The following is a 19,036-nucleotide window of genomic DNA, read 5'->3' on the forward strand; positions in this document are numbered from 1 at the left end:
GAGCAATCGCTTAACTAGACGTCTACCATGGGACAGTCTCACTCAGCTCAGCTTGGTCACAACCATATTTATACGAAACCTCACGTCAGCTAACGCTGGCGTGAGGTTTTTTTATGCGCGCTGCGACGCTGGCGACGAATGTCGAAATTCAACGCGCTGCATATCCTGGCAGTTCAACAGTTGGAGGAAGCAGATCGCGTTTCGCGGCTTCTTTCTTTGCTTCACTCAGCAGCGCAACGGCCACGTTCCATGCGTTGTTTGATGCGTTGGTAGGGTGTTTTTCTCTTCGAGTGAAAGAAACGCCCATTTTATGCAAAGAGAAAAATCTTGTAATATCCAAAAAAGTGCGATTTAATCGAGTCCGCTATTCACATTCTCTTTTCTAGCGGGGTCGAGTCATGTCGCGCTCTCATCTTTCGCGACGAGCCTTCACGCTCGTCGAATTGCTCGTCGTCATCGCAATCATCGGGGTCTTGATCGCACTATTGCTCCCCGCAGTGCAGCAGGCCCGCGAAGCCGCGCGACGGATGTCGTGCACGAACAACCTGAAACAGCTCGGGTTGGCGTTTCACAACTACCATGACACGTTCCAAGTCTTTCCGATGGCCACCAACTGCAATATCAATGGAGCGGACCCTGGCTACTCGGGCAATCGTCGCGTTTCCTGGTTCCATCTGATTCTGCCCTTCGTCGAACAAGGCAATTTGTACGACCAATATAAGCCGCGGATCGAAAACAACGAGTTCCCCGGCGGTTGGCCGACGAACCTGCGGAACGTGGTGATCGACGGTTTCGTCTGCCCTTCAGAGCCGCTCAAAGAAAAAGTTGAGCAACAAGGCTTCCACGGTAGCTACCTGGTCTGCAACGGAAATAGCCACACCGGCAGCGGAGCCGGCATAACCAACGGGATGTTTTATCCGCGCAGCAAAACCGATTTTGCGGCAGTTACCGATGGCACGTCAAACACAGCGATGATCGGCGAGATCCGCTTGCAGCAAGATTCGATCGGCGCGTCTGGCGCCGGCAATGTCGTTTGCGGTGGTACGCACGATTTACGCGGACGCTACCACAATCCGTATCACGGCAACGTAGTGTTCACGACGATGCGGGCTCCCAACACGCCGGTTGGCGATCGGTTGCAGTATTGCAACGGAACGGAAAAGGTTCCTTGCCGCGAGTGCACAAGCTCGAACATGGAAACGCACGCTCGCAGCTATCATCCGGGAGGCGCTCACGTGGCGCTGGCGGACGGCTCGGTTCGCTTCATTCCAGAAACGGTCAATCAAACGGTGTTCCAGGGGATGGGGACGCGCAACGGAGGGGAAGTCTTCGAGCTTCCGTAGTCCGAGATCCAAGCTTGGATCAAATCGATTCCTGCGACTTGTTTGCGCAGGCCGCTTCCCAATCTGAATGGTTCGTAAAAGTAGATGTTCAATGCGTATGAAGCTATTGGTCTTGGGGATCGTCGCGCTCGTCCCGATGCTCCAAGGGTGTTCGGGCTCAACCAAGAATACCTATCCCGTGACCGGCACGGTTACTTACAAGGGAGAGCCGATCGAGCAGGGGACGATTGTGTTTGACTCGGTCGATGGCGCCACCATGGCCGCGATGGGGGAAATCGTCAACGGCCAAATCAAAGCCGAGGCTCCCCCAGGCGACAAGATCCTGCGCATCAGCGCCGTCCGCACCAAGAGCGAGAAAGATCAGTACGGCGAACAGATCACCGAGTCGTACATTCCCGCGAAGTACAACGGCGATTCGACGATCAAAAAGACCGTTTCGGCCGATGGCGAAAACGTGTTCGATATCACCTTGGAGTGAACCGCTCACCGCCCAGTTCGACTTTGAATAGGTCCATAAGCAGGGCTTTGTCCCCTGCTTATGAGGCGGACGCGTCTTGGAAAACAGGCCTTCGCGTTAACTTTCTGCGAAACTTCCCGTGGGCTAGAATTGCTTCGCGGCGGAATTGCTATCCTGGCAGTTGGATTAGCCGCTACTGACTCGCAGGAGAGACTTGATGCGACGACGCAATTTTCTTCAACTGGCCAGCGCCGCCCTTAGTGGATGCGTGTTGCCGAGCTTCGCCCGAGCCGATCAAACCGCCAAGCCGTTTCGTTTCGCCCATTTGACCGACATCCATGTTCAGCCCGAACTCTCGGCTGCGGATGGTTTCCGCAAATGCCTGGCGGCGGTCAACGCGCTCGACGTGAAACCGGAAGTGATTGTCACCGGCGGCGACATGGTGATGGACGTCTTCGCTCATAACCGCAATCGGGCCGATAAGCTCTTTGCGCTCTACAGCGACGTCAGCAAAGGGGAGACCGACATTCCGTTCTACCCGTGCATCGGCAATCACGACGTCTTCGGTTGGTCGCACCGCCAGGACGTGAAGCCGGAAGACGCCGCGTTCGGGAAAGGGCTGGTTTGCGAAAAGCTCAGCCTCGAAAAGACCTACTACGCCTTCGATCAAGGAGGATGGCGGTTCTATATCCTCGACGATATTCAGATGGCGCCGGACAATCGGTACCAGGCCTATATCGACGAAGAGCAACTCGACTGGCTCACCAAAGATCTGGAAGCGAAGCCGGCCGAAACGCCGGCGCTGGTCGTCTCCCACATTCCGATTTACACCGTGACCACTTTCGACAAAGGTCGCGAGGATGACCTGGCGTATCGCGTTGGCTATAGCGCGATGTGCCGCGACGCGCCGAAACTGGGGGCGCTGTTCGGCAAACACAATGTGAAGCTGGCCCTTTCGGGACATCATCACCAGCTCGAACGAATCGAATACAACGGCGTCACCTACATCTGCGGCGGCGCGGTCTGCGGCAGTTGGTGGCGTGGACCATATCGCGGCATGCAGGAAGGTTTCGGCCTGGTCGACTTGAACCCGGACGGCACGTTCGCGTACAAGTACGTCGATTACGGTTGGAATGCAGTGACGTAGTCGCACATTCGCCCAACCATGAAACGAGAAAAACCCGGTTCGTCGTGAGAACGAACCGGGTTTCTTTTTTGGCCCAGGCGGAGACTCTTTGACGGGGGCCATTGGCCCGAGCCGCCTTCAGTAGATCGAATTGGATAACTGCGATCAAGCGGCGCTCGTGAGGCTTGGCGTCGCGTGATAGCGCCGGACTGCAAAGTAGCCGGCGATCAGGAAAGCGACCAGCACGACCAACTGTGCGACCACTTCCGTTTGTGCGATTGCATGCAGCGCCGGGATCTTTTGATACGACTGCACGACCAACACCAGGAAGTTCAGGTAAAAAGCGACGAGCGACGACAAGACGTAAGCGACTCGCCAACCCCCTTGGGCATGTTCGCGATACCTGGCATACGCCGCCAACGCAAACAGTCCCAGCGAAATCAGGCCGATGATCACCCCTGGGGTGAGGTGAAGGTTGGGAAAGCCGAATCCGGTCAGGCTGGTCAACACCGTTGAGGCGAAAAAGGTCGCGGTCCATGCCGGTTGCGGGCGGGAAGTAATCAGGGCATAGGCGAACCCGAATCCGGAAACGATTCCAACCAGGCTGATGGCGACGTGGATCAAAGTGTAGGCGGCTAGAGCGGACATGGCGAACTCGGGTTCGTGTAAATAGTTTATGTGTCTACTACGTGGATGCTGGCCAAGCGGCGAGGTTACGGCGTGCCGCCGCGTGCGGGAAAAAGAGAGTCGCCGAGACAAGAAAAGAAAAAATCCCACTGCCCGCGTTACCGCGAAACAATGGGATTTCTTGAGGTGGGCTAGACTGGATTCGAACCAGCACGTCCTTTACGGACACTAGGCCCTCAACCTAGCGCGTCTGCCAATTCCGCCACTAGCCCGGCTTTGGCCTTACTGTCGCCGTAAGCGACCGTAATGGAACACATTAGTCTAGGAAAACCGCGGTTGCGGTCAAGCGGGGGCAAATTACCGATCTGGACGGCGTTTGACCACGAAAATCGTCCGGTCGCAAGCGGTAGGACGGTCGAGCTTGGCGAGAAGTTCACGCCCGGCCGTCAGAATTCGATCGGCCGGAAGTTCCAGGTGCTCCCGTAGTCGCTCGGCAAATTGGGCGATTCCTTCCGGACCTGCTTCATCGAACAGGTATTCCCGCACGCCGGACGACATCATTGTGATCGCCGAACCGGGCTTCAGGAGGCGTTCGACATACCGCGGATCGACGTCGGTGCGGGCTCCGAGCAGGAACGACATTTCCCACAATTCTTCCCAACCGTCAGGCGTAATCAGCAGGCCGCACGTTTCGCCGGAGTTGGCGATCTCGATCAAACCGGTGTCGGGATGGATCACGCCGTACGAGAGCGAAGCGAAACGATCTCCGGCCGAGGTCGACCAGAAGGTGTGATTCACCCGATTGACCAAGGTCCGCGCGTCGGCGGCATAGCGGCTGTGCGCCTTAACGGCGGTCGCCAATTGCCCGGCCATCATCGCCGCTTCCAACTGGCGTCCATCGACGTCGCCAACCGTGATCGCCAAGGCGCCGTCGTCGAGCATCGACCAGTCATGGAAGTCGCCGCCGGCTTGTTCGGCTTGTTCGGTCCAACCAGCCAGGTCCCAACCTTCGAGCAGCGGTTTGATGTGCGGAAGTTGGTGATCTTGTTGAGCGGCGACCGCATGCAGTTGTTGCGTCAGCTGACGCGACTCGGTCTTGTCTTGCAGGACGACGTCCAGTTCCAGTTCCGACGCGATTCGCCCAGCGATGATCTCCAGCGTTTGCGTTTCGGCTTCCGAGAAGTCCCGGTATTCTTCGGAGAAAACCCAGAGGGTGCCGATCGGGTTCGACGCGGTCGAAATCGGTATGCAGCAGGCCGAGGGGAAGTTTTCGGGGCAGCGCCAATGCGGCAACAGAGCGGTATCTTCCAGCACGACGGCGCTGCCGGAGAGTGCTTCGAGGTCGGCAACTGCTGCGGCCAGCGGTCGGGCCGGTTCCAGGAAGCGATCAGGCGGAAGGTTGAGAGCGGCGCGAAGTTTCAACTGGCTGGTCGAATCGTCGAGCATGTAGATCGCGGCGGCCGACGCATGGACGTTTTCGATCGCGCCGCGAAGGATGGCCTGGAGCTTCGTGGCGATGTGGTTCTTCGATTCGACGACCGAAACCGGAATATTGGTCGCGAGCTCCGCTTCACGACGCTCGAGCGCCGATTGCAGTCGCTTCACCTCCGACATCATCTCGGCCAAGGCGCCGGCAAGTTTCGCGACTTCGCGGGGAGGAGCGAAGTCGGGGTCATTCAGCACCGGCTTCACCAGCAGTCGCCCGGTCGATTTGCCGTCCATGTCGACGACGGCGTATCCCTTTCCGGCGGCGCCTTCTTGGAATTCCAGTTGACAGCCGAAAGCTTCGACCAATGCTTCACTAGCGGAAGCGAGTCCTGGAAAGTGAGGCTTGTCGGCGACCGGTTGCGCCGAATCGTGTCGGTGAATACGAAGGTAGCTGGGAAAGGGCCGAGCCATAGTTGCGCGCCAATTCTGTCTGCATATGTCCTTTTCCGCCGCATCCGTGGCGATCTAAATTCGAGGCGCTGATCCATAGCGCCCGCCAACCTACGTCGACTTCCTTCGTCGAACAGTTAGGGAATCGGCGTCACAGCTAGCACGCATTAGCTGCTTTTCCTAATTTCACATGCGCCGCGGAAGATCGTACCCATTAGGCGGACTTTTCTGAGGAAGAACCGGAGGAATCGTTATCGCCTGCATCCCGTTTTGACCAAACGTGTCCCAAACCTGGTGGACAAAAAGACAGTTCCAAGTTCATCAGGCGGCTAATGAGGGCACAAGACATGAAATGGCACTACACCAACGGGCGGCGCATCGACGCGATTCTGAGTAGCGGGATTTTGAAACCAAGTTCGGACGGCTCTGGGCGAATTCGTCCAGCCGTTTGGTTTTCAACCAACCAGTCGTGGGAAGAGACGGCCAATCGCGCGGTGCGGCATATCAACGGTTCGTATCTCCGGTGCGATCGCGAGCAAACCGATCTCTACTGCGACGGATTGTTCCGTTTGGAAATTGACGCGGATCAACCGCTTCTGACTTGGCGCGAACTTGCCGCGATGTGCGGGATGCGGCCAGGAGACATGCTGAAGATCGAAGCGCTCGCGCGGCGGCTTGGCAGCGATCCGCAGCAGTGGTGTGCGTCGCTGCGTGCGATCGGCCGCAACGAGTGGAACGCGATTGAACGCTGGAACGGCTTCACGTGGGAATCGGTCGAAGCGTACGCGTTGACTTCTTCGTTCGCGACCCGATTGGCGGGTTAGGCGTTTTCTTTGATTGCCGTGATGATGTCGAGAATCGCCTCTTTGCCGTCGGCGAAGAACATCAAGGTGTTGTCGGCGGCGAACAGCGGATTCGGAATGCCTGCGAAACCGGGGCTGAGACTCCGTTTAATCACGATCACGGTCCGCGCCTTGTCGACGTTGATAATCGGCATGCCGGCGATCGGACTGTTGGGATCGGTGTTGGCGACCGGATTGACCACGTCATTGGCGCCGAGCACGATCGCGACGTCGACCTGGCCCATCGTCGGATTGATGTCATCCATCTCGCGCAGCTTTTCGTAGGGGATGTCCGCTTCGGCCAGCAGGACGTTCATGTGCCCCGGCATGCGACCGGCGACCGGGTGAATCGCATATTCGACGTTGATTCCTCGGTCTTCGAGGACTGTCGCCATGTCGCGAACGGCATGTTGGGCCTGGGCGACCGCCAGGCCATATCCCGGAACGACGACGACGCGCTGCGCTGCGTCGAGAATCATCGCTATGTCGTCGGCCGAAGTCGAGCGGACGTTGGCGTAGACTTCATCCGCCGCAGGGCCGGACGCCGCCGCGGCCGATTGCAAGCCGCCGAAGACGACGTTCGTCAGCGAGCGGTTCATCGCTTTACACATGATCTGCGTCAGGATGATGCCGGAGGCGCCGACCAGCGAACCGGAGATAATCAGCACGTTGTTGTCGATCACAAATCCGGTTGCCGCCGCCGCGAGTCCCGAATAAGAGTTGAGCAGCGCGATCACCACCGGCATGTCGGCGCCGCCGATCGGCACAACGAGCGTAAAGCCCAGGATCGACGCGATGATCACGATCAAGATGTACGGCAAGACGCTCCAGTTGGATCCCGCCATGAAGATGGTCAGCAGCAGCAAGATCATCACCATGACGCCGTTCACGACCGCGCCCGAGGGGATGTTGATCGGCTTTTTGAACATCTTCAGTTCTTGCAGCTTGCCATAGGCGACCAGCGAACCCCAGAACGTGACCGCGCCGATCAAGCCGGAAAGAGCTGCGGCCAGCATCACGTCCGGGGCTGTCGAGGTATCAGGTTTGAGCAATTCAGCCCCGGCGACAAAAACGGTCGCCGCGCCGCCGAAGCCGTTGAACAACGCAACCAACTGCGGCATCTCGGTCATCTGCACCTTGACGGCCAATACCACGCCGATGATGCCGCCGATCACCAGGCCGGCAATCACATACGTGCCGACCATGCCGATCGCGGTGAGCGTCAGCACCACCGCCAAGAGCATTGCGCCGGCGCTGATCAGGTTCCCCTTTACCGCGGTGCGCGGATGGGACATGTATTTCAGGCCGAAGATGAATAGGATCGCCGAAACGACATAGGCCAGATTGATTAAGGCGTCTCTCACAAGTTGTCCCTTCGTGGAAGCCGAGTCGCGTTATCGTTTCGGTTTGAACATTTCCAACATGCGGTGCGTCACCAGGTAGCCGCCAACCACGTTGATCGTCGCCAGGATGACGGCGACCAGGCCGATGATTGCGGCCAGTGGTGCGTTGTCGGCGCTGGCTGCGATCAGCGCGCCGACGATCGAAATTCCGCTGATCGCGTTGGAGCCCGACATCAGCGGCGTGTGCAGCGTCGGCGGAACCTTCGTGATCAACTCGAAGCCGATAAAGATCGCCAGGATGAAAATCGTGAGACTCGCGGCCAATGCGTCGTACCGCGTGTACGTCTTCGTCAGCGGCTGCGGCTCGCCATCGACCGGCGATGGAGTCGTTTCAGTTTCGGGCTCCTCTGGCGTCGCTTCAGCGGCCTTGGGCGTTTCCTCTGCCGGTGGCTTTTCCGCAGCCGGTTCTTTCTCCGCAGGTTCCGCGGCGGCCGGCTTTTCTTCGGCTTTGGGGGCTTCGCTCTCTTGGCCGATCGCCAGAGACCCGTTGCCCAAGATCAGCAGCATTAGTAACAGCCATCTCATGATGCGTTTCCTTCGGCAGGCGGCGTTGGCTCATCTTCCAGCGGGATTTTGTCATTGGGCTCCGGCGGAACGATCGGCGGCATTCCCAGCATCTCGCGAATTCGATTGCTGACCACGTCGCCACCGCGAGCGACCAGCGTGCCGGCGACGATCTCATCTTTTTCCGGATCGATCGTCAGTTCCTTCTCTCCCTTTTTGACCAGGTTGAGGAGGAACTTGGTGATGTTGCCGGAGAACATCTGGCTCGCGTGTTGCGGGACTTCGGCGGGCAGATTGGTCGGGCCGAGGATCAGTACGCCGTTGTGATCCACTCGCACGTCCGCTTCGCTTGGTTCGACGTTGCCGCCTCGTTCGGCGGCGAGATCGACCACGATCGAACCGGGACGCATGCCATTCACGGCGGCCGTGTTGACGAGCAGCGGCGACTTCTTGCCGGGGATCGCGGCGGTCGTGATGACGACGTCGCATTCGCGAACCGTATTGGCCATGAATTCGCGTTGTTTCTTGTAGAACTCTTCGCCCAGGTCTTTGGCATAGCCCCCTTTGTCTTGAGCGCCGCCCGACTCGAGTTGAAAGTCGACCGCTTTCGCGCCGAGGCTTTCGATCTGTTCTTGGGCTTCTTTCCGTACGTCGTAACCGAGGACGACGGCCCCCAGTCGCTTGGCCGTGGCGATTGCTTGCAAGCCAGCAACGCCGGCGCCGATCACGAAGACTTTGGCGGGAGAAAGGGTCCCGGCCGCGGTCATCATCAGGGGGAAGATCTTGTGGAGCTCGGTCGCCGCGATCAAAACGGCGCGGTAACCGGTAATGGTCGCTTGGGAGGAGAGGATATCCATGCTCTGAGCCCGCGTGATCCGGGGGATCAACTCCAGGGCGAACTGGGTCGCTCCTTTGGCAGCCATTTCCTGGATGGCGGCGGGATTGCCGAGCGGATCGCAGCCGCCGATGAGGATCTGGCCCGGTTTGACCAGGTCGAGGTCGACTCTCCCCGCTACTGGGTTGGATCCAAGCGAGCGGACTTGGAGGACGACGTCGGCCTGGGCAAAGGCGTCAGCCCGAGATGGGACGATTTTGGCGCCGGCAGCCTCATAATCGGCGTCTGGGAAGCCCGCAGCAACGCCGGCGCCGGTCTCGACGACGATTTCAGCGTCGATTTTGCGCAACGGGACAAGGGACGCGGGGATCAGGGCGACACGCTTCTCGCCCGGAAAATTTTCGCGAACGACGGCAATAATCATGATGTTTCCCTAGGTCGTGGGGCGCGGCGCCTGGGGATTCTGGAAGCGGCGAGCTGCAAATGCCGCGCGGCACAACTTCAATGGTGGAAAATTCTTACACACGGAGGGGCGTCTGTGAACCCTTTTTTCTGGATCTCGGCGGCATCCAGTGCGGGTTTTCTCCCTTTCTTTAAATCAGTCCCCGCGGCACTTGCGGACTCGGCGGTAGGCCGGTAACATACGTGTTTCCCCTGACCAAGCTGGGGCCAGATAGGGCGTTTGAAAGCGGCATTTCCCTTTCAAAGCGGCTGCTGGGGAGAAATCCAAGTTCCGGGACAATTTCTGCGATCCGGATTGGACGATTGAGTCAGGATAAACTCGAGCCAAGAGAAGTCTGAGAGCCAGGATACTATGTCGACTACAACTTTCGTGGCGAAGCCCGGTCAAATCGAACAGCAATGGTGGCTGGTCGACGCGGAAGATCAGATCGTCGGTCGCTTGGCGAGCGATTTGGCCATGATTTTGATGGGGAAACATCGCCCCACCTATACTCCCCATGTCGACACTGGCGATTTTGTCGTCGTCGTGAACGCCGAAAAGGTGAAGTTCACCGGCAGCAAGTGGGACAAGAAAGAATACAACTGGTACACCGGTTACCCCGGACTGCGGGTCGAAACGGCCGGCAAGCGTCTGGAACGTCATCCGGAGTGGATCCTGCGTGACGCGGTCCGTCGGATGCTGCCGAAGAACAAGCTGGCGGTCAAAATGCTCGACAAGCTGAAGATCTTCGTCGGTCCGGAGCACACCCATCAGGCTCAGCAGCCGCAGCCGCTGACCGGTCTGGGTCAAGTCAAACAAAAGAAGCGCAAGTAAGCGATAACGAAATACAGCGAGTCTAAGGGAATACGAGACTAAGGTAACACAATGTCGACCGACGAAACGAATGTCGAAACCCCCGCCGCCGAAGCTCCCGTTGAAGCCGCTCCGGCTCCGGTGAAGAAGGCGAAATCGTCTGACGGCGTCATCTTGGGCACCGGCCGCCGCAAGACGAGCGTCGCTCGCGTCCGCATCAAGAGCGGCAGCGGCAAGATCAGCATCAATGGCCGCTCGCTGGAAGACTTCTTCCCGAACATCCAAGACCAGGCCGCCTTCATGGGCCCGCTGGTTGATACCGGCTATGCCGAAAAGCTCGACGTCCGCGTTCTGGTCAACGGCGGCGGCACCTCGGGCCAAGCTGGCGCTTGCCGCATGGGTCTCGGTCGTGCTCTGGCCGCGCTGGACGATGCCGCCTTCCCGGCGCTGCGTGAAAACGGTCACCTGACCCGCGACTCCCGCATGAAGGAACGCAAGAAGTACGGTCTGCGTGGCGCCCGCCGCGGAACGCAGTTCTCGAAGCGTTAATCGCTCGTACTGTCAGCAAGAATCAGAAAAAGCTCGTTCCGCTTGGGACGAGCTTTTTTCGTGCGCTTGATCGGATGCTGGTTAGCCGCGATAGCTGTCGCTATCGCGGCCGACAAGGTCGGCAGAAAGCATCGATCCGCGGCTGGCTGAAAATCGGCGGACAGCTTACCGAAACGGACCGCATGGAGCCCCGGTTCGGCTCGCCGTGGATTGACGCGTCCTGCGGCTGCGCCGCCCAGAAAGCGGAGCTATCTGGGCTAACCACGTTCGCTCTACGCCAAGATCGAAGCGATCGGCTTTCCGTCGCTGATCGCCATTGGGCGGCCGATCGGCGTGTCGTACATGTGGTGGAAGTTGATCCCCAGCGACTGGTAGATCGTCGCGTGGATGTCGGCGATACCGACGGCGTCGGTAAGATCGGCGGTCACTTTTTCACCCTCGGGATCGGTCTCGCCTAGCAATGCGCCGCCACGAATTCCGCCGCCGGCCAAAGCGACGCTAAAGCCATGCGGCCAATGATCCCGTCCGGCGGCCGGATTGATCTTAGGCGTGCGGCCAAATTCGCCTCCGCACAGGACGACCGTACTCTTCAACAGGTCGCGTTCTTCCAGCAGGCGAATCAAGGCCGAGAAAGCCGGGTCCAATTCGGCGATTCGATTGCTTTGCAACTGGTGGTTATTCGCATGGGTATCCCAGCCGCCTAGGGTGACTTCAACGCAGCGGACGCCGGTTTCGATTAACTGGACGGCGCACAAGCAACCTCTGCCGAACGGCGTATCGCCGAAGTCATCGCGCAACGACTGCGATGCGTCTTCGATGTTGAACGCTTTGATCTGCTCCGAGTCCATCATCGTGATCGCTTTGTCGATCGTCGCCAGGTGGAGCGTCCGGTTCTTCTCCAGGTCGGAGCGGCGATTGCGGGTAAAGGTCCGCTCGAGAATATCGAGGTCCTTGCGTCGTTGGGCGAAACGTTCGTCCCCGACGCGTCGCGGCAGGTCAGGGAGATCGCCAAGCGGATCGTACGTTTTGAACGCGTCGTATTTGTTCCCCAGAAATCCGCCGTGCCCAGGCCATTGATTGGGGAAGATCGAAACGTGACGCGGGATTTCAACTCCCGCGCTCGATAGCTCATGGCACATCACCGCGCCGATCGACGGATGGATGAGCGTCGGGTCGGGACGATAGCCGGTCTTCATGTTGTAGGTGGCCCGCTCGTGATCCCCTTCTTTGCTGGTGACGCCGCGAAGGAGTGCGACGCGGTTCATGATCTCGGCGGTGCTCGGCATCAGGTCGGAGATTTCAACGCCGGAGGAGGAGGTCGAGATCCGTTTCGTGTCGCCGCCGATCATCGTGCCAGGATGAGGATCAAACGTTTCCAGCTGGCTTGGACCTCCTTGCATCCACAGGACGATCACCGACTTGGCCGGGGCGCCGCTTTTATCCGCTTCGGCCGCCGCGGCAAGCTGCGCTGCCAACGGAGTTAGCCAAGGCAATCCGCCGGCCGCTTTGAGCAGGGTGCGCCGCGAAAAGTGATCAGCTCCGCCGCAACCGGCGTGGTGGCTATGTTTCGTTGGCATCGAAAAACCTCGACCCTTAGTGATTCCAGGCGAATTCGGACGAGTTGAGCAGCGCCCAAATCAAATCTTCGACATGCTGACGGCGACCAAGCGACGGGTCTTCCAGGCGAGCGACGAAATAGTCCGACTCTTCCTGGCTGGGACGGCGCGTCAGCACGGTCAAATAGGCGATCTCCACGCGTGTCGGATCGTTCGGCGAAAGCTGCGAAATGTGCGTCGCCGCGTTGCGGACGATATTGTTCTCGGTTCGTTCCTTGACCAGCTTGCCGTTCATCATCAGCAGCCGCTGCGGAATGGTTCCCCCTTGTTCGGCGAACTCATCTTCGCCGGCGTCGCCGTATCGCCTTAAAAAATCGTTGTGTTCGCCGAAGTTGACCAACTGCGTCAGGATGTGGCTTTCGGCGTCGAGCGTCTTCAGGGCCGCCGCTTGTTGGATCGCGCCGATGATTTGTTCGGGACGCAACCGCGTGACCGGATAAGCGGCCCAGGCGTCTTCATGCTCGGCGGTGATCTCGAAGTCGGCTTGGCTATCGCGCTGGAACGCCTCGGTTGCGACGATCACGCGGATCAGTCGCTGCAGGTCGAACCCATGAGCGATAAAGTCGTCAGCCAGCGGTTCGAGTCCCGGCGGATACTCGCCCGTTTCAAACGAGCCTTCCAGCGGAATGCTGTCGACCGGCGTAACAAGCGGTTTGCCGGTGGTGATCGCCCACATCCGATTGACGATCGCGCGGGCGAAGGGGCGGTTCTCGGGATGGGTCACCCAATTGGCGAGGCGTTCTCGCTCGGTCGCCGCGTCCTTCAGCAGATGTTGATTGAAGGGGACCTGCGATGGAACGGTCGTCGTCTCTTCCGAGTAGAGATACTGATATTCGTAGGTTGCTTTCCCATTGTCGCGGATGCCGACGAAGGAGTTTTCGGCCTCACGGAAGAACGACGCCAACTCGTGGAAGTCCTGCTGCTTCAGGTCTCCCCCCAGGTTGTCGTTGTGGCACTGCACGCAGTCGATGCGAGTCGCCAGAAAGGCCCGCGTTACCCGACCGGCCAGTTTGACCGGATCGGGACGCTTGGTTCCATCCTGATCAATGGTGGCCGTGACGAAGTTGACCGCCGGGGTATCGGTCCAGAGACCGTTCTCGGCGATCAGCTCGCGGGTCAACTGATCGTAGGGGCGATTCTCCATTAACTGATCGCTGAGCCAGGTCAGAAACCGGCGACCGCGATAGATGAGAAACGGACCGTTCTCGACGCCAACGTAAGCGCGACGGAGTCGCTCGGCGACAAAATCGCCATATCGTCGATCGGCGAACGTCTTGGAAAGCCACCACGAGAGCCGTTCCTCTTCGGGGCGAGCTTCAAAGACGCGAATCTCTTCCAGCGACGGAACCGTTCCGGTCAGGCCAAGCGAAATCCGGCGAATCAGGGCCAAATCGTCGGCGGCCGGAGCCGGCTCAAGTCCCGCTTCGGTCCAGGTTTCGTGGAATTGTTCGTCGACTCGGACGGCGACGGCCTGGATCTCATTTCGCTCAACTGGGCCGAGCGAATGAGCGATCTCCGCGACCTGGGGGGGGCGCTGTGGTACGACGAGTCCGCCGATCACGGCCGAGACTGCGACGCAGCAGATGGCGATAAAGAGCAGATTTCGTAGCCAAATCACGATTCAAGTTCCTCCCACAATTCCGTTGTACTAATTACCTCCGTTGGTAGAAAATGGTTTCGCAGAAGAAATATGACTTGGCGCGAAAACCGCAGCCGCATTCGCTGGGTATATCCAAAGCCGGGACGCGCGAGTCCCACGGGCCTCCTTTTCCCCAACTTTTCACCTCCAGTAGCTCATGGCGACGATATCCGAGCCGATCGAAGCGGTCGGTCACGACGATGATCTGGTAGCGAGCCTGCCGGCGGTCGCCGAAAAAGCGATGGCTGCGGCGCCGCCGATTCGTGGTTGGATCCGCTTTTGCTTCGATGGGGTTTGCAGCGGCGTCGAGTGGGTTTTCGGCCTGGTTTCGATGATCGTCCTGCTGGCGATCCTGGCGACCATTCCGATCGCCAACATGCTGAGCCTTGGCTATTTGCTGGAAGTAAGTGGGCGAATTGCGCGGACCGGCAAGTTCACCGAAGGATTTATCGGGATTCGCAAAGCGGCCCGGATTGGTTCGATCGCACTGGGAACTTGGCTGCTGTTCTGGCCGCTGCGCTTCTTGGCCGACCTGCGGGACAGCGCCAACTTGATCGAACCAGGGGGGCTCGTTCCCCAGCGGATGACGATGGTTCTGATCGCGCTATCGCTGGCGGTCAGCTTCCATATTGCATGGGCCTGGTTCCGCGGCGGGAAGTTTCGTCACTTTCTTTGGCCGGCGCCGATAAAGCTTTGGCGACGCGTGCGAGCTGGGGGAATGTTTGCAGAAGCGCGCGACAATTGTCTGGAATTTCTCGGTTCGCTGCGACTTGGTTACTACTTTTCGCTCGGCGTGCGTGGGTTTCTAACGACGCTGGTATGGTTGATCTTGCCGGTTGGCTGGATGATCGCCGCACGTGGGATTCAGAATCCGCCGGTTGCGTTTTTGGTCAGCTTGCCAGGGATGTTGGCCTTTTGCTTCGTGCTGCTTTACTTGCCGTTCATGCAGGCCCACTTCGCCGCCGAGAATCGTTGGCGGGCGATGTTCGAGTGGCGCGAGGTCCGTAAGCAGTTCAAGAATGCTCCGCTCGCCTTCTGGTCGGCGCTGTTGATCACGCTCCTTTTCGCACTCCCCCTTTATCTGCTGAAGATCGAATTGATCGACCGGGAAATCGCCTGGCTGCCGAGTTTGTTCTTTGTGGCGCTGATGTTGCCGGCGCGACTGCTAAGTGGATGGGCGCTCGGAAGAGCGCGACGCCGGGGAACGCCGCGTAACTTTTTCTTTCGCTGGATCGCCCGGTTGGGTGAGGTTCCGGTGGTGGTGATCTACGTTTTCTTCATGTATTTGGCGCTCTACGTCTCGTGGAGCGGCGCCTACAGCTTGCTGGAACAACATGCGTTTCTGGTTCCGGCTCCATTCGTCGGCGGCTAGCAGGGGGCGAAATCGCCCCCCTTTTGCTCGACGGCGGCGGTCGCTGCTACCCCAATTCGCCTGGGGGAGTTACGATGAAACCTGACGCTTGCTCTTGTCGTTCGTTTCGTCCCCGGGACCGGTTATGCCGCGACGCAATCTTACGATCATCTTCGTTGCCGCGTTTCTGTCGCTGATATGTTACGGCGCCGCGAGTCGCAATCGCTTCATGCGGTTGTTCGGCGAGTCGCTCGACATCATCTCGTACGAATACGTGCGCCCGATCGACGATGAGACGTTGTTCAACTCGGCGATGAACGGCATGACGATGGAGTTGGATCAAAACTCCACCTACATTCCGCCGGTCGAATTCACCGACTTCCGCGAAGAGCTGGATCAGGAGTTCGGCGGCATCGGCATTCACGTCATGTTTGACGAGAAGAAGAACCAGATGATGGTCGTGACGCCGGTCAGCGGCACTCCAGCCTATCAGGCAGGCGTGCAAGCGGGAGACGTCATCCTGGCGATCGACGGTCAGAAGGTGGAAGATTTTGGTTTTGAAAAATCGGTGCAGCGGCTTCGCGGCGTCATCGGAACCAAAGTCACGCTGCAAGTGCTGCATATTGGTCAGACCAAGCCGGTCGATATCGTCGTCGAACGAGCCCAGATTCAAGTCGCGTCGGTGCTCGGCGATACGCACGACGGCGAGGGGAACTGGAACTTCTTTCTCGAAGAAGATCCGCGGATCGGCTATATCCGGATTGAATCGTTCGGCGACCTGACCGCCGATGAGTTTCAAATCGCGTGGGAAAGCATTGACGGCAAGGTTGACGGTTTGATCGTCGACTTGCGGAACAATGCGGGCGGCTATCTGACCGCGGCCGAAGAAATCTGCGACATGTTTTTGGACGCAGGAGTGATCGTCTCGACACGCGGACGAAATGGTCGCATCGAAGAGGTTTCGGAAGCTTCGCCGGCCGGCACGATTATTCCGAAGGATTTGCCGGTAGCGGTCCTCGTGAATCAGTACAGCGCCAGCGCCAGCGAAATCGTCGCCGCTTGTTTGCAGGACCATGATCGTGCGGTGATCATCGGGCAACGTTCCTACGGTAAAGGGACGGTGCAAAGCATCTTTCCGCTCGATCGTCAGCAACGGGCGCTGAAGATCACCACCGCCACCTATTGGCGTCCCAGCGAGCAAAACATTCATCGCTTCCCCGACTACGGCGATGACGATCCTTGGGGCGTTTCGCCGAACGAAGGTTTCGCCATACCGCTCACGGACGATGAATTGAAGAACATGCTCCGCTCACGCAGTTTCCGCGACGTCGATCGTTCTAATATCGCCGATCAAGCGGCGATTGACGCACGGGAAAAATCGGACGAAGAAATCGAACTGGAGGGTTTCGTCGATCCGCAATTGCAGAAGGCGGTCGAGTACATCCAATCGCGGCTGAAAGACTCGGTCGCCGCTCGCTAAATGACGTTCTTACAACGCCGCCGTCGTCGCATCGCGCATAGAGAGTAAACCTTCGCAGCGATTTACAAACGCGTTTGTAAATTCTCTCAACGACCTGACCGCCGGCGCACATCGCGCCGGTTGCGTTCGCTTTTCCGTACGACTTGCTTCACCCGAGAGAATTCGGCTCTTTTTGCGAGTCTCGGCGATTTTTATTCAAGTCGCTGAAAACGGCGCCGCGGTTGCTATGTAGGGACGGACCGAAAGCACAATGACGGCCTTCTTGCGGAGCCCCCTATGGTAATGAATATCGATGCATGGGACGTAGCCGGAAACGGGATGACCTCGCCGCGTCGCGCGTTCGCAACCTCGAACTACGTCGTCTATCTGCTGAAGACGTTGCATCAGATCGAACGATGCGGCGAGCTGGTGGCGGAAGAAGCGGACGAAGCCGATCTGCCGCTGGAGACGACCGCGCCGAACTTCAATCCGCCGGTGCGATTCGATCGCTGGATGATCGATCCGAAAGGGGACGAAGACGTCTAAACGTTTTCGTCAGGCGAACTAGGCCATCGCCAGCGTGCCGATCACGCGAAGCTTGTTCTCGATCTGCTCGCTGGTGAACGGCTTGGTCACATACGACTCGCAGCCGAGCATAAAGGCTTGCACGCAGCTGCGAGTATCGCGCGAAGAGGTGATCATCACCACCTTCGTGCCGTCACTGCCGGCCAGGCCCATCTCGTCTTCCGCCGAGCGAAGCGCACGCAGCAAATCTTTGCCGCCGCAGCCCGGCATGATCAGGTCGACGAACGCGACGTCGTAACGGCGATGTTCGTCATCGGCGCCCAAAATCATCTTCAAGCCGGTATCGGCGTCCGCCGCTTCGTCGCACTCGCCGAACGGCGACAGCATATCGGACAGCATTGCCCGCGTCATGCGATCGTCATCGATCACCAGAAAACGCATCGGGCGAGCAGGGTAAGATTCGCGGCTGTCGTGTTGAGAAGGCGTCATGAGAGCTGTTCCTGTAAGATCGCGCAGTGTGTTCGGCCAAAAAATGTCGCGGGCGTCTATACGTGGCGACGGGGCGATACGCTTACGATCGTTCGAAACATGAAAACTCTCGTCTGTCCCAGAGCGAATCGGAGAACTGCCAGGGTAGCGGCAGATACCCAAAACATAGGATGAGAATTCATTAGGAGGCTGAATTTTCGTCCCGTGCTAGTAGATTGCGCAGGTGGATCTCTACCGATTCCGCCAGTTTTTCCGGGTTGTACCCTCCTTCCAGGAGAGAAACCAATTTGCCGTCAGAATAGGCGTCCGCTGCGCCCAGCACGATCTGGGACAATTCCTCGTAATCTTCCGATTCAAGGCCGAGATTGCCGACCGGATCAGCGGCGTGTGCGTCAAAGCCGGCGCTCAGAATGATCAGTTGCGGCTTCACCTTCGCGGTGAATTCTTCCATCGCTTGGGCGAATTTGGTGATGAAGTCGCGCCGCGAGATCCCAAATTTCAGCGGCAAATTGCGGGTATAGCCGAGCCCCGCGCTTTGGCCGATTTCCATCGAATCGCCGGTGCCGGGATAAAACGGATAGCGATGGGCCGAGAAAAATCCGACTCGTTCACTCTCCCAAAAGGCGTCCTGCGTCCCATTTCCATGGTGGACGTCCCAGTCGACGATCAGCACGCGATCGAGATCGAGCTTCGTCAGGGCGTACTGTGCGGCGATCGCGGCGTTGTTGAACAGGCAAAACCCCATCGGCATGGTCGGCGTCGCATGATGTCCCGGCGGCCGGACCAGACAGAGGGCGTTTTGGGCCTCGCCCGCCAAAACGCGACGAGTTGCGTCGATCGCGGCGCCGACCGCTCGAGTCGCAACATGGTACGAGTCATGGGATACGGCGGTGTCGACCTCAATGCGGCCCCCTCCTTTTAGGGAGAACCCTTCGACCGATGTCCGCATCGCGGCGGTGTGAACCAGTTGAATATCGGCCGAAGTCGCATGCCCCCAGTCGGGACGCTGGCACCGCTCGATTAGGCCCGCTTGCTCCAGCTGGGCGGTTACGGCGACAAGTCGCTGGGCCGATTCGGGGTGATGTCCGGTGTCATGCTCGAGGAACTCGTGATCACTGTAGAGTAGGGTCATGCGAAT

At 58.7% G+C, this 19,036-nt stretch carries 18 protein-coding genes and 1 tRNA gene; 9 read left to right on the forward strand and 10 right to left on the reverse strand.

The genetic code is table 11. The features are described 5' to 3' along the window. Positions 1–398 precede the first annotated feature (398 nt). The 3 genes from LOC68_RS03800 to LOC68_RS03810 all read left to right on the forward strand — a co-directional run bounded on the left by LOC68_RS03800 (position 399) and on the right by LOC68_RS03810 (position 2,947). A complete protein-coding gene (locus tag LOC68_RS03800; RefSeq protein ID WP_230215945.1) occupies positions 399–1,343 on the forward strand; it encodes a DUF1559 domain-containing protein in 945 nt (314 codons plus the stop codon). A gap of 91 nt (positions 1,344–1,434) precedes the next feature. Further along, positions 1,435–1,821, forward strand: a complete 387-nt coding sequence (locus tag LOC68_RS03805; protein WP_230215947.1) for a hypothetical protein — start codon at positions 1,435–1,437, stop codon at positions 1,819–1,821. A gap of 196 nt (positions 1,822–2,017) precedes the next feature. After that, positions 2,018–2,947: a metallophosphoesterase family protein gene (locus LOC68_RS03810; protein ID WP_230215949.1), complete on the forward strand. Its 930-nt coding sequence runs from the start codon at positions 2,018–2,020 to the stop codon at positions 2,945–2,947. Between the two features lie 144 nt (positions 2,948–3,091). Here LOC68_RS03810 and LOC68_RS03815 read toward each other — a convergent pair whose 3' ends face one another. The 3 genes from LOC68_RS03815 to LOC68_RS03825 form a co-directional block, all read right to left on the reverse strand. Further along, positions 3,092–3,574, reverse strand: a complete 483-nt coding sequence (locus LOC68_RS03815; protein WP_230215951.1) for a hypothetical protein — start codon at positions 3,572–3,574, stop codon at positions 3,092–3,094. A gap of 166 nt (positions 3,575–3,740) precedes the next feature. Then, positions 3,741–3,825: transfer RNA gene (locus LOC68_RS03820), tRNA-Leu, on the reverse strand. 85 nt (positions 3,826–3,910) lie between these two features. Further along, positions 3,911–5,452 (reverse strand): PP2C family protein-serine/threonine phosphatase, encoded by a 1,542-nt coding sequence (locus LOC68_RS03825; RefSeq protein WP_230215953.1) that lies wholly within the window; start codon positions 5,450–5,452, stop codon positions 3,911–3,913. A gap of 326 nt (positions 5,453–5,778) precedes the next feature. Between LOC68_RS03825 and LOC68_RS03830 the strand changes: the two genes are divergently transcribed. After that, the gene (locus LOC68_RS03830) at positions 5,779–6,255 is read left to right on the forward strand and encodes a hypothetical protein (protein WP_230215955.1); all 477 of its coding nucleotides are present in this window, start codon (positions 5,779–5,781) and stop codon (positions 6,253–6,255) included. Here LOC68_RS03830 and LOC68_RS03835 read toward each other — a convergent pair. The 3 genes from LOC68_RS03835 to LOC68_RS03845 are packed head-to-tail and all read right to left on the reverse strand — an operon-like array spanning position 6,252 to position 9,439. Then, positions 6,252–7,637: an NAD(P)(+) transhydrogenase (Re/Si-specific) subunit beta gene (locus LOC68_RS03835; RefSeq protein ID WP_230215957.1), complete on the reverse strand. Its 1,386-nt coding sequence runs from the start codon at positions 7,635–7,637 to the stop codon at positions 6,252–6,254. The genes LOC68_RS03830 and LOC68_RS03835 overlap by 4 nt on opposite strands. Positions 7,638–7,667: 30 nt before the next feature. Continuing rightward, positions 7,668–8,201 (reverse strand): NAD(P) transhydrogenase subunit alpha, encoded by a 534-nt coding sequence (locus LOC68_RS28830; protein WP_230215959.1) that lies wholly within the window; start codon positions 8,199–8,201, stop codon positions 7,668–7,670. After that, positions 8,198–9,439 (reverse strand): NAD(P) transhydrogenase subunit alpha, encoded by a 1,242-nt coding sequence (locus LOC68_RS03845; RefSeq protein WP_230215961.1) that lies wholly within the window; start codon positions 9,437–9,439, stop codon positions 8,198–8,200. The genes LOC68_RS28830 and LOC68_RS03845 overlap by 4 nt, the downstream gene beginning before the upstream one ends. 390 nt (positions 9,440–9,829) lie before the next feature. On the opposite strand from LOC68_RS03845, the gene rplM reads away from it, so the two are divergent. Next, positions 9,830–10,291, forward strand: coding sequence for a 50S ribosomal protein L13 (gene rplM, locus LOC68_RS03850; RefSeq protein WP_230215963.1), 462 nt, complete (start codon positions 9,830–9,832; stop codon positions 10,289–10,291). A 51-nt stretch (positions 10,292–10,342) separates the two neighbouring features. Further along, positions 10,343–10,819, forward strand: coding sequence for a 30S ribosomal protein S9 (gene rpsI / locus LOC68_RS03855; RefSeq protein ID WP_230215965.1), 477 nt, complete (start codon positions 10,343–10,345; stop codon positions 10,817–10,819). Between the two features lie 272 nt (positions 10,820–11,091). Here rpsI and LOC68_RS03860 read toward each other — a convergent pair whose 3' ends face one another. After that, positions 11,092–12,396 carry a DUF1501 domain-containing protein gene (locus tag LOC68_RS03860; RefSeq protein ID WP_230215967.1) on the reverse strand — a complete coding sequence of 435 codons (1,305 nt, stop codon included), beginning with the start codon at positions 12,394–12,396 and terminating at the stop codon, positions 11,092–11,094. A 16-nt stretch (positions 12,397–12,412) separates the two neighbouring features. Then, positions 12,413–14,053, reverse strand: a complete 1,641-nt coding sequence (locus LOC68_RS03865) for a DUF1549 domain-containing protein (protein ID WP_230215968.1) — start codon at positions 14,051–14,053, stop codon at positions 12,413–12,415. A 178-nt stretch (positions 14,054–14,231) separates the two neighbouring features. Between LOC68_RS03865 and LOC68_RS03870 the strand changes: the two genes are divergently transcribed. The 3 genes from LOC68_RS03870 (at position 14,232) to LOC68_RS03880 (ending at position 17,430) form a co-directional block, all read left to right on the forward strand. Continuing rightward, the gene (locus tag LOC68_RS03870) at positions 14,232–15,446 is read left to right on the forward strand and encodes a DUF4013 domain-containing protein (protein WP_230215970.1); all 1,215 of its coding nucleotides are present in this window, start codon (positions 14,232–14,234) and stop codon (positions 15,444–15,446) included. 124 nt (positions 15,447–15,570) lie between these two features. Further along, positions 15,571–16,905, forward strand: a complete 1,335-nt coding sequence (locus LOC68_RS03875; protein ID WP_230215971.1) for a S41 family peptidase — start codon at positions 15,571–15,573, stop codon at positions 16,903–16,905. Positions 16,906–17,187: 282 nt separating this feature from the next. Then, positions 17,188–17,430 (forward strand): hypothetical protein, encoded by a 243-nt coding sequence (locus LOC68_RS03880; protein ID WP_230215973.1) that lies wholly within the window; start codon positions 17,188–17,190, stop codon positions 17,428–17,430. Between the two features lie 18 nt (positions 17,431–17,448). On the opposite strand, the gene LOC68_RS03885 is transcribed toward LOC68_RS03880, so the two are convergent. Beyond that, positions 17,449–17,898 (reverse strand): response regulator, encoded by a 450-nt coding sequence (locus tag LOC68_RS03885; RefSeq protein WP_230215974.1) that lies wholly within the window; start codon positions 17,896–17,898, stop codon positions 17,449–17,451. A gap of 181 nt (positions 17,899–18,079) precedes the next feature. Then, positions 18,080–19,030, reverse strand: coding sequence for a histone deacetylase family protein (locus tag LOC68_RS03890; RefSeq protein WP_230215976.1), 951 nt, complete (start codon positions 19,028–19,030; stop codon positions 18,080–18,082). Positions 19,031–19,036: the final 6 nt, after the last annotated feature.

Source organism: Blastopirellula sediminis, from assembly GCF_020966755.1.
Taxonomy (GTDB): domain Bacteria; phylum Planctomycetota; class Planctomycetia; order Pirellulales; family Pirellulaceae; genus Blastopirellula; species Blastopirellula sediminis.

Coding starts and splice junctions, on each gene's coding strand:
- LOC68_RS03800 (WP_230215945.1), top strand. CDS start 399: ATGTCGCGCTCTCATCTTTCGCGACGAGCCTTCACGCTCGTCGAATTG.
- LOC68_RS03805 (WP_230215947.1), top strand. CDS start 1,435: ATGCGTATGAAGCTATTGGTCTTGGGGATCGTCGCGCTCGTCCCGATG.
- LOC68_RS03810 (WP_230215949.1), top strand. CDS start 2,018: ATGCGACGACGCAATTTTCTTCAACTGGCCAGCGCCGCCCTTAGTGGA.
- LOC68_RS03815 (WP_230215951.1), bottom strand. CDS start 3,574: ATGTCCGCTCTAGCCGCCTACACTTTGATCCACGTCGCCATCAGCCTG.
- LOC68_RS03825 (WP_230215953.1), bottom strand. CDS start 5,452: ATGGCTCGGCCCTTTCCCAGCTACCTTCGTATTCACCGACACGATTCG.
- LOC68_RS03830 (WP_230215955.1), top strand. CDS start 5,779: ATGAAATGGCACTACACCAACGGGCGGCGCATCGACGCGATTCTGAGT.
- LOC68_RS28830 (WP_230215959.1), bottom strand. CDS start 8,201: ATGAGATGGCTGTTACTAATGCTGCTGATCTTGGGCAACGGGTCTCTG.
- LOC68_RS03845 (WP_230215961.1), bottom strand. CDS start 9,439: ATGATTATTGCCGTCGTTCGCGAAAATTTTCCGGGCGAGAAGCGTGTC.
- rplM (WP_230215963.1), top strand. CDS start 9,830: ATGTCGACTACAACTTTCGTGGCGAAGCCCGGTCAAATCGAACAGCAA.
- rpsI (WP_230215965.1), top strand. CDS start 10,343: ATGTCGACCGACGAAACGAATGTCGAAACCCCCGCCGCCGAAGCTCCC.
- LOC68_RS03860 (WP_230215967.1), bottom strand. CDS start 12,396: ATGCCAACGAAACATAGCCACCACGCCGGTTGCGGCGGAGCTGATCAC.
- LOC68_RS03870 (WP_230215970.1), top strand. CDS start 14,232: ATGGCGACGATATCCGAGCCGATCGAAGCGGTCGGTCACGACGATGAT.
- LOC68_RS03875 (WP_230215971.1), top strand. CDS start 15,571: ATGCCGCGACGCAATCTTACGATCATCTTCGTTGCCGCGTTTCTGTCG.
- LOC68_RS03880 (WP_230215973.1), top strand. CDS start 17,188: ATGAATATCGATGCATGGGACGTAGCCGGAAACGGGATGACCTCGCCG.
- LOC68_RS03885 (WP_230215974.1), bottom strand. CDS start 17,898: ATGACGCCTTCTCAACACGACAGCCGCGAATCTTACCCTGCTCGCCCG.
- LOC68_RS03890 (WP_230215976.1), bottom strand. CDS start 19,030: ATGACCCTACTCTACAGTGATCACGAGTTCCTCGAGCATGACACCGGA.